The sequence below is a fragment of the Neisseria leonii genome (assembly GCF_028776105.2).
GTDB lineage: Bacteria > Pseudomonadota > Gammaproteobacteria > Burkholderiales > Neisseriaceae > Neisseria > Neisseria leonii.
This window is the reverse complement of the sequence record NZ_CP145606.1, coordinates 1468838-1482310: the sequence shown is the minus strand read 5'-3', so window position 1 is coordinate 1482310 and position 13473 is coordinate 1468838. Positions and strand designations below refer to the sequence as shown.

The 13473-nt window shown below is 49.6% G+C and carries 2 protein-coding genes; both read left to right on the top strand.

The genetic code is table 11. The features are described 5' to 3' along the window. The first annotated feature begins 1183 nt into the window (after window positions 1-1183). Window positions 1184-1498, top strand: coding sequence for an ESPR domain-containing protein (locus ORY85_RS07065; protein WP_274571911.1), 315 nt, complete (start codon window positions 1184-1186; stop codon window positions 1496-1498). Next, window positions 1473-13379: a YadA-like family protein gene (locus ORY85_RS07060; RefSeq protein WP_274571910.1), complete on the top strand. Its 11907-nt coding sequence runs from the start codon at window positions 1473-1475 to the stop codon at window positions 13377-13379. The genes ORY85_RS07065 and ORY85_RS07060 overlap by 26 nt, the downstream gene beginning before the upstream one ends. Window positions 13380-13473: the final 94 nt, after the last annotated feature.

The window sequence follows — 13473 nt, the reverse complement described above, 5'->3', positions numbered from 1 at the left end:
ATTCCCTGCGTAGGCCGGATGCTTGAATCCGACAAACCCCGTCTCCGACAATCTTTCTATTCTTTAATTTCAGCAGTAGGCCGGATATCCGCCACAAACGGCGGTATGCCGCAGTATCGGGGAAAGTAGGATTCAAGAATCCGCCCTGCGTTCTGATTCGGCAATTTGAACGGCCGAAACAACCCATGTAGGTCGGATACTCCGTATCCGACATGCCCCCGCCTCCTATCCGCTTCGCCAGCCCAAACGGCTGTAACCGTCCGTGTCGGATTCAAGAATCCGACCTACGTCTCTACGTTCTGATTCGGCAATTTGAACGGCCGAAACAACCCATGTAGGTCGGATACTCCGTATCCGACATGCCCCCACCTCCTATCCGCTTCGCCAGCCCGAACGGCTGTAACCGTCCATGTCGGATTCAAGAATCCGACCTACGTCTCTACGTTCTGATTCGGCAATTTGAACGGCCGAAACAACCCATGTAGGTCGGATACTCTGTATCCGACATGCCCCCCGCCTCCTATCCGCTTCGCCAGCCCAAACGGCCGATCGGATTCAAGAATCCGACACGGGCGGACTCATACGCTTTCTGTTTCGGCAGGCGTGTTTGGTAGAAAATATGCCGGTTGGGCATTTCTGTGTGCGAATGTTTCAAAAAAGTTACAGATTGCGCGGAAAATAGTGCATGATTAAGTCAAAAAATGTAAACCTGCGGGGGGGGGTAGACCTATTGCCCTGATTGACAAGAACAATCGTTATTTTAATTGATTGAAATCAAAAAAAGATTAATATGCATACTGCTATGGCTTGCGGAGCAGGCGGCGTTACCGCCTGACCCCATAGGATATGGTAACTACTTGTCAGCACAAGATGAATCCGTACAATGGCAGAGTTTTTCGTCTGCCTTGTGGTCGCTTGCTCTAAAAAGAGTGGTGGCAATATTGGGTCGGATTCCGGAATCCGATAAAACCAAATGGAAGCACAGGGCGGATATTTATCGGTAAGACCGACAAGCAGCGGCGGATTCGGGAATCCGACCTACGGTTTTCGCTGAGAAGCTCGCGGTGCGCATTTCAGCTGCGCAGAAACGGTGCAAAGCACCGTTTTCAGATGGCCTGCGGATAGAGTTTTTTTATTGTTTTATTTTTTGATTAAACCGGTTGCAGAAAATTCGGAGAATGTTATGAACCATATTTATAAAGTCGTATTCAACAAAGCCACCGGCACATTTACTGCCGTGGCAGAGTTTGCGAAATCACAGGGTAAAAATAACACTGTGAATAATAGTGCGGCATCAACTGCGGTTAAAGCCGTGAAATTTCTCAAAATCACACCGCTTGCAGTGGCGGTGTTTGCAGCATTGGGCTTTGCATCACAGGCAAACGCCGTTACTTACCGCACAGCCACCAATGCCGACCAGCTGATTTTGGGCGGTAACAATGTCGTGCAAACTGCCGATGCGACCTCACCGCTTGTGGTATTTGGTCAATATATATAATGATGTCCGTGATCAAAACGCTTTTAAAGGTACTATCATTGAAGCCACAGGCAATGCTGCTTATGACGAAAACACCCCGTCAAAGGTCAATGTCATCGGTACAGAAAACACCGCCAATGGCGATGTCATCAATGTCGTTGGTTCAAACAACACGGCAGGACATAACTCGGTGGTTATGGGTTTTCGCAACACCACCAACCGCTTAGCGGTCGCTATCGGTCAGCGTAACCAAGCCAGTGCCGACTCATCATCTGCGGTGGGTTATAACAATATCATTACCAACAGCCCTGATTCTAACGGTGCGTTGGCATACGGTTTTAACAACCAAATCAACCGTGGTGTCATCGCTTTGGGTATCAATAACCAAGCCACAGGCAAAGATGCTGTGGCATTCGGTTACGATAGCACCGCATCGGCTCAAGATGCCTATGCCATCGGTCGTAATGTCAATGTCGGACAAACCAACACTTTTGCCCTAGGTCGCAATATCACCACCAGCCAAGCCAACAGCGTGGTGCTGGGTAATGAAAGTACCGACCGTGCTGCTACTGCCGAGACAGGTATGACTGTCAACGGCAAAAACTATACCTTTGCAGGTCAAGGTAGCCCATCAAAAGGCGTACTCTCGGTAGGTAAAGCAGGTGGCGAACGCCAAATCATCAATGTTGCCGCAGGTCAAGTCTCTGCCACCAGCACCGATGCGGTCAATGGTAGTCAGCTATACGCTTTACAACAAGCCATTAACAACTCAGCAGGCACTGACAAACAAAACTACTTCCACACCAATGGTACAGGCTCGGCTCAGGCGGGTAATGCCACCAACTTAGATGCGGTTGATGGTATCGGTGGGGCAAAAGGCGATAAAGCGGTTGCCGCAGGGGTATCTGCACAAGCCACCGACAGCCATAGCATTGCCGTGGGAACATCAGCCACCGCTTCAGGTCAAAGTGCGATTGCAATGGGGCGTGAAGCAACAGGCACAGAGATTAACGCAAGTGCAATTGGTTATAAAGCCAATGCGAGTAAAAACGGGGTGGCGTTAGGTTCGGAAACCCAAGCGAATGCACAATCGGTTGCGGTGGGTAATATTGCCAAAGCAACGGGAGCGGACAGCATTGCCGTGGGTCAAAACGCACAAGCCACAGGCAATTCGGCGGCGGTGCTGGGTAAAAATGCCTTGGCATCAGGGGAAAATGCCCTTGCCTTGGGAACAACCACTCGTGGCAATACCACCGCCAGCGGTCAACGGGCGACCGCCATTGGCTCATCTGCCAACTCTTCCGCCCAAGATGCGATCGCCATCGGTACTGGTTCTGTTGCCTCTGGTGAATCAACTGTAGTAGTTGGTAAAGCAGCCAAAGCGACAGGTATTAATTCATTGGCGGCTGGCGTACAATCTGAGGCTTACGGTCAAAACTCTGTTTCTATCGGTACAGGAGCGACCGCTGGCACATCAACGATGACGAGCGAAGATAACGCACAAGCTGTTGCGATTGGTCGTTTTGCAAAAGCTTCAGGTTTCCAATCTACTGCCTTGGGTGCAGATTCGATTGCGTCTGGTCATTCATCGATCGCTATCGGTGCTGATGATATGGATAAATTGGTCGACACTCAGTCTGCAAACAATTATAAAAATTTAACAGGCGACACCATTACAAAAGGTGATTTCAAAAAAGTTACTTCAAGTGGCGGAGCTTCGGCTGCTGTGGGGACACAATCTAAATCAGCGGGTGATTTTGCAGCTGCCTTTGGTACCCGTGCTAATGCCTCAGGTTTTGCTTCTACTGCTTTAGGGGTGGCTTCTGCTGCATCCGGTCAAGCCGCTGTTGCTTTGGGGGTTGCTTCCCAAGCCTCCGCAGCCAATGCCACGGCAATCGGTAACAAATCCAAAGCAGCGAGTGCCAACGCATTCGCAGCAGGCTCGGAAGCTGCCGGTTACGGTAAGAACTCGATTGCCATCGGTACAGGGGCGGTCGCCGGTATACGGGATTACAGGAGTCAAACCTACATTGGCTCAGACTCTATCGCAGTCGGCACAGCTGCCCAAGCCACAGGCGAGCGTGCTATCGCCATCGGTCCGAACGCCCGAGCCACAGGCTCGCAGTCCATTGCGGTGGGTGTGGGTAACCGAGTCAGCGGTAAAAACGCAGGGGCATTCGGCGACCCTAACGATGTGCGTGGCGACGGCAGTTACAGCGTCGGTAATAATAATGCCATCGGCGAAACCTCTGCCAATGCCTTTGTGATGGGTAACCAAAATATCATTGGTACTGAAGTGAGTTATTATAACGGTCAGTTAGACTCTGATAACAGCTTTAGTGGTGATAGGGATTCTTCTGGCTCGATTTCCATCGGTAGCCACAACCGTATCTTAACCCCGAAAACTCTGGTGTTTGGTAGTGGTATTGATACCGTAGGCACGGGTGATGAAATTCGCTACTTGCGTGGCACGATTGCCAACTCGGTCTATTTGGGTGATGACAGCTCTGCCAACGGCTCTGGGGCAACTTGGGACGCAGCCTCAGGCACTTGGATAAATCATCAAGTTGATAAAGGCGGTTACAGAAACGACCGCAAAGATGTCCAAGCCTTAGGCACAAACACCACGGGCGGTATGAGTAAAGTGGAGACAGGCGTTGTCAGTGCCACGGTCAATGGCGAACAAGTCGGCGATTTGACTTTCGGCAAATTTGCTGGTCATAGCCCGCAAGGTGTGGTAACCGTGGGGGCAAACGGTATGGAACGCCGTATCCAAAATGTCGCCGCAGGTCAAATCTCCGCCACTTCCACCGATGCCATCAACGGCTCGCAGCTGTATGCGGTTGCCGAAGTGTTGGGGGCAGGCTGGGAGCTGCAAAAAGACGGCACAAAAGTGGATAATGTCCAGCCAAGAGATATTGTCAACTTTAAATCCAGCGATAAATCGGTCAGCATCGAGACAGGTTTAAGCAACGACCAAAAAACCAGCACCCTTGATTTTAAAGTCAATGTAGACGGCACAACCGTAACCATTAACGACCAAGGTCAATTAGTGGCAAACGGCAAAGACACCTCAGCCTCTGTCTCTGGCTCAAACTTAATTGATGTCCAAAAAGGCAGCGAAACCACCGTAGACGGAGCAACCGTAACCAACTACACCGTGGATTTGTCCGCCGATGCCAAACGCCAACTTGCCAAAGAAGAAAGCGTATCGGCAGGCGATAATATTACCGTTACCGACAACGGCACAAACGGCACAGGCGGTAAAGACTTTAAAGTCAGCCTAAATAACAATGTCAATTTGACCGACAACGGCTCATTGCAAGTCGGTGGCGTAACCATCAATAACGGCGGCATTAACGCTGGCAATAAGCCAATCAGCAATGTGGCAGACGGCACAGCGCCGACTGACGCAGTCAATGTCAAACAGCTAAACGCCGCCAAAACCGAGCTGGAAAACGGCAAAAATACCACCGTCAGCAGTCGTGATGGGGCAAATGGTCAGAAAATCTACAAAGTCGATGCGTGGGATACCACCGCCACAGGCTCTGACGCAATCACGGTAACGCCAAACAATGACGACAACGCCAAAACCCGTGCTTACACCGTTGATTTGTCTACCAAAACCAAAGAAGACATTCAAAAAGGTGTCGATGCCAAAGATAAGGTGGACAACCAAGGCATTACCTTTGCCGGCGACACAGGCACTAATGTAACCCGCAAATTGGGCGAAACCGTCAATGTCAAAGGCAATGCGACCAATGCAGCCAATCTGACCGATGGCAATATCGGCGTGGTGGCAGACGGCAACGACACTTTGACCGTGAAACTCAATAAAGATGTCAATTTGGGCGACACAGGCTCATTGACCATTGGCGGAAGCTCGCTCAATAAAGACGGCTTAAATACGCCAAAAGTAACCGCCAACGAAGCCAAAATCGGACCTGTAACCATCAATTCAGACGGCATTAACGCAGGCGATAAAACCATCACTGGCGTGGCAGACGGCGTAAACCCGACTGACGCAGTCAATGTCAAACAGTTAAAAGCCGCCAAAACCGAAGTTCAAGCGGGCGAAAATGTAACCGTAACCCCAAGCCAAGGCACAGACGGCAACCCTGTCTATACCGTCTCGGCAAAAGACACCTCGGCAAAAGTAACCTCAGCCACCGATAAATTGACCGTTGCCAACAAAGGCACGGCAAAAGAAGGTGCGGCTGATGTAACCAACTTTGAGCTGGATTTATCGCAAGCTGCCAAAGAAAGCCTAGCCAAAGCCGACACGGCGGTGCAGTCATTCACCACTTCGGTAAATGGTCAAACGGTTGAAACCATCAACCAAGGCAATAACGATGTGAACTTTGTCAATGGTAACGCCACCACCGCTCGTGCAGACGGTCAAAACATTACCTTTGATGTCAATACCGACAACACCACGATTAAGGTTGCAAGCGGTCAGATTTCTGCAAATACTACACCGCTGACCGTAACAGACGGCAAAGTAGCACCCCCTGCCACCACTGGGGCGTTGGCAACCGCCGGCGATGTCGCCAATGCGATTAACAACTCCGGTTGGAAAGTCAAAGTTCAGGATATGTTGTATCCACCGAATTTCGATGCTGGCGAGATAATTAACCCGGGCGATACCGTAAGTTTCAACACAGGTGATCGAAACTTATCTGTGGTACGCGAAGGTTCAAACATCACCTACTCAATCAAGCGTCAAGTAGATTTTGATAACGTAACGCTTGACGGCGGTATGGTGAGACTTCAGCATGATGGCGACGGCAACCTGATGGTGGGCAGCAATAAGGGCGAACCTGTCAAAATCACCAATGTTTTCGATGGTGAAAATGATGAAGATGCAGTGAATGTAAGACAGCTCAAAGGTGCAAGAACCGTGGTGGAAGCCGGCAAAAATACGGCGGTAACTTCAACCGAAGACCCAGATACCTTTGCCAAAACCTTCACCGTGGACGCTTGGGATACCAAAGTGGCAGCGGCTGACGGTGCGGCGGTAACTGTGTCATCAAACGATAACGACACCGACAAAACCCGCAACTACACCATCGATTTAAGCCAAGCGACCAAAGACCAAATCGCCAAAGAAGAAAGCGTGATTGGTGAGGGCAATATCACCGTTGCCGAAAATGGTACGAACGCCACAGGCGGTAAAGAGTACAAAGTTACTTTGAACAACGATGTGGATTTGGGTGATAACGGCTCAGTCAAAATCGGCGACACTGCATTGACCAAAGATGGTTTAATCATCAATGACGGTCCAATCTTGACCCACGACAACCAAGGCAACTTTAAAGTTGGCAAAGTTGGCGATGACGGCACGGCTGCCCCTGTGAAAATCACCAACTTGGAAGCTGGCACAGACGACAACGATGCAGTCAATGTATCGCAGTTGAATAAAGCCGTTGCTGCGTCTAAAGAAGTGGTGAAATCTGACGACAAATCAGTAACTGTGGTTACCACGCAAAATGCTGACGGTGCGAATGTCTTTGATTTGAGCGTGAACACCGACAACACCACCATCACCAAAGACCCAACAACAGGTGCGGTGAAAGCGGTTACCAGCGGTATCACCAATAATGACGGCAAAGCCACGGCGACCACGTCATCTAGCCTTATCACCGCTGGCGATGTTGCCAATGCGATTAACGAAAGCGGTTGGAAACTGGCGGCAGAGGGTACAGACGGCACTGAGCTGATTAACCCAGCCGATACCGTAACTTTCAAAGCCAAAGACAACTTAAATGTCAGCCGTGAAAATGGCAACATCATCTATGGCTTGAATAAAGATGTCGATTTGACCAAAGACGGCAGTGTGAAGCTGGGTGATACCTTGCTGACCGAAGACGGCTTGATGATTAACAATGGTCCAATCTTGACCCACGACAACAATGGCAACTTTAAAGTTGGCAAAGTTGGCGATGACGGTCAAGCCCAACCTGTGAAAATCACCAACCTTGCCGAGGGTACGGACGACAACGATGCGGTGAATGTGAAACAGCTCAAAGCAGCGAAGACAGAAGTTGCAGACGGCAAAAACACCACCGTGCGTAGCGAGGCTGGCACAGACGGTCAAACCATCTACAAAGTGGACGCTTGGGATACCAAAGTGGCGGCAGGCTCTGCCTTGACCGTTACACCAAACGACAACGAAGATGCCAAAACCCGTGAATACACCGTTGATTTGTCTGACGAAACCAAAGCTCAAATCGCCAAAGAAGAGAGCGTAGACGGCGATAGCAATATCACCGTGGTGCAAGACAGATTGAACGACACCAACGGCAAAAACTTCAATGTCCGCTTGAACAAAGATGTCGATTTGACCCAAGATGGTTCACTCAAAATCGGCGACACTGCTCTGACCAAAGACGGACTTATCATCAATAACGGTCCAATGCTTGTGGCAAATGGCAACAACTTAAAACTTGGTTCTGTTGACGGCACAACCGTATCACCAATCCAAATCCAAAACTTGGATAGCGGATTGAAAGATACAGCTGGCAATACCGTTGATTTGGCAAATGCTTCAGGTGATGTGTTAAACAACGCTGTTAATGTCGGCGACCTACAAAAAGCCGCCGCAGCAGCCACCACTAAGGTTCAAGGCGACCAAGGTGTAACCGTTACCCCTGAAACCAATACAGATGGTTCAACCACTTACACCGTTGCTGCCAAAACTGACGGCACAACTGTAAAAGTTGATGACAAGGGTAATATTGCAGCCGTTACCAGCGAATTGACCAACAATACAGACGGCAAAGTAAACACACCTGCCGCTGCCAATGCCTTGGCAACTGCTGGCGACATCGCTAACGCCATCAACAACTCTGGTTGGAACTTGGCAGCCGAAGGCACAGACGGTAAAGAGCTAATCAACCCAGCTGATACCGTAACCTTTAAAGCCAAAGACAACCTGAATGTAACCCGTGATGGTGCAAACATCACTTATGGTCTAAATAAAGATGTCGATTTGACCAAAGATGGTAGCTTGACCATTGGCGAAACCGCTCTGACCAAAGATGGCTTAATCATCAACAACGGTCCGATGCTTGTGTCAAACGGCAACAACTTGAAATTGGGTTCAGTAAATGACAACGGTGAAGCTTCTCCAATCCAAATCCAAAATGTGGACAGCGGATTAAAAGATGCGAACGGCAACCCAGTTGAACTTGCTAACGCCACTGGCGAAACCTTAAACAACGCAGTGAATGTGGGCGATTTGAAAACCGCTTCACAAAACTTGGTTGAAAAAGGCTTTAACATCGCAGCCGACAACGGCACTGATGACAATGTGAATCTCGGCGAAACCGTGAAATTCACCGACCCTGACGGCAACATTGTTACCACCGTGTCAAACAACCAAATCCAATTTGGCTTGAATGACCAAATCAGCGTTGGCGGTAAAGACGGCAAAGACGGTCAAATTGGCGTGAACGGCAAAGACGGCAAAGACGGCTTGACCTTGACCCCTGATGCCATCGTATTTAACGGCGTAGACGGCAAAGACGGCAAAGACGGTCAAGTTAAACTGCAAGTTGAAAAAGCCCAACCTGCCCTTGACGGCAAAGACGGTCAAAACGGTGAAGACGGTCAAACCCGTATCGTTTACGAAAAACCAAACGGTGAAAAAGAAGAAGTGGCAACACTCAATGACGGCTTGAAGTTCAAAGGCGATGACAACCAAATCATCAGCAAAAAACTGAACGAACAGCTAGACATCATCGGCGGTGCGGACAAAGACAGCTTAACTGACAACAACATTGGCGTGAACTACGACAATGGCAAATTGAAAGTTCAGCTGACCAAAGATGTTGATTTGACCAAAGACGGCAGCGTGAAGCTGGGTGATACCCTGCTGACCGAAGACGGCTTGATGATTAACAACGGTCCAATCTTAACCCACGACAACAATGGCAACTTTAAAGTCGGCAAAGTTGGCGATGACGGCACGGCTGCCCCTGTGAAAATCACCAACCTAGAAGCTGGCACAGACGACAACGATGCAGTCAATGTATCGCAGTTGAAGACCGAAGTGGCTGCTTCAAAAGAGGAAGTGAAATCTGACGACAAATCAGTAACCGTAACCACCACCAAAAATGCGGCTGGTGCGAATGTGTACGATTTGAGCGTAAACACCGACAACACCACCATCACCAAAGACCCAACAACAGGCGAGGTGAAAGCGGTTACCAGTGATATCACAACCGATAACGATGGTAAATCAACTGCAACGACACCGACCAGCCTAGTTACTGCTGGCGATGTTGCCGAAGCAATCAATGCTTCTGGCTGGAAACTTGCTGCCGAAGGCACACCTGACAGCGAGCTAATCAACCCAGCCGATACTGTAACCTTTAAAGCCAAAGACAACTTGAATGTAACCCGTGATGGTGCAAATATCACTTATGGTCTAAATAAAGATGTTGATTTGACCCAAGACGGTTCACTCAAAATCGGCGACACTGCATTGACCAAAGACGGACTTATCATCAATAACGGTCCGATGTTGGTGAGTAACGGCAACAACTTAAAACTAGGTTCTGTTGATGGCACAACCGTATCACCAATCCAAATTCAAAACTTGGATAGTGGATTAAAAGATACAGCTGGCAACCCAGTTGAACTTGCTAACGCCACTGGTGAAACCTTAAACAACGCCGTGAATGTGGGCGACTTGAAAACCGCTTCACAAAACTTGGTTGAAAAAGGCTTTAACATCACCGCGGATAACTCTGCCTTGGCAGGCAATGCCAAAGAAGACAATGTGAACCTTGGTCAAACGGTGAATTTCACCAGCACCGACAAAAACATTGTTACCACCGTGGCTGATAACGAAATCCGCTTTGCTCTGAACAACAACATCACTGTTGGCGAAAAAGGCGAACCAGGTCAAAACGGCGAACCAGGCAAAGACGGCGTTGATGGTACTATCGGCGTAAACGGTAAAGACGGCTCAGCGGTTGTGATTAACGGCAAAGACGGCTCTATTGGCTTGAACGGTAAAGACGGTGCAAACGGCTTAACCCTAAAAGGTGCTGACGGTGCACAAGGTGTTGATGGTACAAATGGTACAAACGGTCTACCAGGTAAAGACGGTACAACTCGTCTTGTCTATGAGACCAAAGACCCACAAGACCCAACCAAGTCTGTTACCCAAGAAGTAGCCAACCTAAACGATGGCTTAATCTTCACAGGTAACAACAGCGATACCCTAAACCGTCATAAGCTAAACAGCGTGGTAACCATTGAGGGTGAAGGCGTTGATAAAGATGCGGCGAAGACCTTCCAGTCAGCTGCTGGCAATATCAGCGTTGAAGCTGATGGTACAGACAAACTGACCGTGAAGCTCAACAAAGACATTGACCTAACTGATGCTGGCTCATTGAAGATTGGTGAAACCGCTCTGACTAAAGACGGACTTATCATCAATAACGGTCCAATGCTTGTGGCAAACGGCAACAACTTAAAACTTGGTTCTGTGAACGGCACAACCGTATCACCAATCCAAATCCAAAACTTGGACAGTGGATTAAAAGATGCAAGCGGCAACAAAGTTGAACTTGCCAATGCTTCTGGTGATGTGTTGAAAAACGCAGTGAATGTGGGCGACCTACAAAAAGCCGCTGCTGCTGCGACCACTAAGGTTCAAGGCGACCAAGGTGTAACCGTTACCCCTGAAACCAATACAGATGGTTCAACCACTTACACCGTTGCTGCCAAAACTGACGGCACAACTGTAAAAGTTGATGACAAGGGTAATATTGCAGCCGTTACCAGCGAATTGACCAACAATACAGACGGCAAAGTAAACACACCTGCCGCTGCCAATGCCTTGGCAACTGCTGGCGACATCGCTAACGCCATCAACAACTCTGGTTGGAACTTGGCAGCCGAAGGCACAGACGGTAAAGAGCTAATCAACCCAGCTGATACCGTAACCTTTAAAGCCAAAGACAACTTAAATGTAACCCGTGATGGTGCAAACATCACTTATGGTCTCAACAAAGATGTTGATTTGACCAAAGATGGTAGCTTGACGATTGGTGGCAGCAAATTGACCAAAGACGGCTTGACCGTGGGCGGCGACAATCCTGTAACCATCGACGGCAACAAAGGCACAGTGGGCGGCTTGACCAACACCACTTGGAATCCTGACAACATCGTCAGCGGACAAGCAGCGACCGAAGACCAGCTCAAACAAGCTGCGGCGGCTGCCACCACCAAAGTGGTTGAGGGCGATAACATCACCGTTATCCCAACCGTGAACGCAGACGGTTCAACCACTTATAAAGTGGAAACCAAGCGTGATGTGAACTTTGACAAAGTGTCATTTGGTCCAAAAGACGCTGCCAATAATCCGTCTATCACGAACGACGGCAACGGCAACCTGAAAGTAGGTGATACCAACGGCAATGCCGTGAAGATTACCAATGTTGCTGATGGCACAGCTCCGAATGATGCGGTCAATGTCAGCCAGCTGAACACAGCGGTTGCAGCTTCTCGCGAAGAAGTAACCTCAAAAGACGGCTCGGTGAAAGTGGACGACTCAGGTCGTACAGCAGGCGGTGCGAAAATCTTTGATTTGAGCGTCAATACCGATGGCACAACCATCACCAAAGGCGACAACGGCGAAATCAAAGCCAACACTACACCGCTGACCAATACAGACGGCAAGGTAACCACGCCTGATGCTGCTGATGAGAACAAGCTGGTAAATGCTAAGACTGTGGCTGATGCCATCAACAACTCTGGCTTTACCTTAAAATCATCAGCCACCGATGGCGGTGAAAAAGTCTCAGGTAACGATGAGCTGATTAAATCTGGCGAAACCGTTGAATTGGTTGCTGGCAAGAACTTGACTGTGAAGCAAGAAGCTGACGGCAAAATCACCTTTGCCACCAAAGGCGACCTAACCGCCGATAATATCCAAGTTGGCGAAAAAGGCGAACCAGGCAAAGACGGCGTTGATGGTACTATCGGCGTAAACGGTAAAGACGGCTCAGCGGTTGTGATTAACGGCAAAGACGGCTCTATCGGCTTGAACGGTAAAGACGGTGCAAACGGTCTCACCCTAAAAGGTGCTGATGGTGCGCAAGGTGTTGATGGTACAAATGGTGTCAATGGTCTACCAGGTAAAGACGGTACAACTCGTCTTGTCTATGAGACCAAAGACCCACAAGACCCAACCAAGTCTGTTACCCAAGAAGTAGCCAACCTAAACGATGGCTTAATCTTCACAGGTAACAACAGTGATACCCTAAACCGTCATAAGCTCAACAGCGTAGTTACTGTCAAAGGCGAGGGCGTGGATAAAGACCAATCGGCTGCCTTCCAATCGGCTGCTGGCAACATCAATGTCAAAGCTGATGGTAACGGTACTTTGGAAGTTCAGCTTGCCAAAGATGTGAAAGTGGGCAGCGTAACGGCGGATACCGTTACTGCAGGCAACACGACCGTCAATACAGACGGCATCACCATCGGCGGCAGCAACGGTGCAGCCCCTGTGAGCCTGACGGGCAGCGGTCTGAACAACGGCGGCAACCGCATCACCAATGTGGCGCCGGGTGTGGCGGATACCGATGCGGTGAATGTCGGTCAGTTGAAAGGCCTGGCACAAGGTATCAGCAACCGTATTGACGAAGTCAATGCCGATGCCAAAGCCGGTGTGGCGCAAGCTTTGGCCACAGCCGGTCTGCCGCAGGCCTATCTGCCGGGCAAGAGCATGATGGCTGTCGGCGGCGGTGTGTACCGTGGTGCGACCGGTTATGCAGTCGGCTATTCGAGCATTTCAGACGGCGGTAACTGGATTATCAAAGGTACGGCTTCCGGCAATTCGCGCGGCCACTTCGGTGCCACTGCGGCTGTGGGTTACCAATGGTAAACGGCAGGTAGCCAGAACCGGCGGTTGCTGCTAGAATCCCTGCTTGTTTTAGCAGCAACCGTTACTGTGTTCACTATTTGTTAAGGAATGAAAG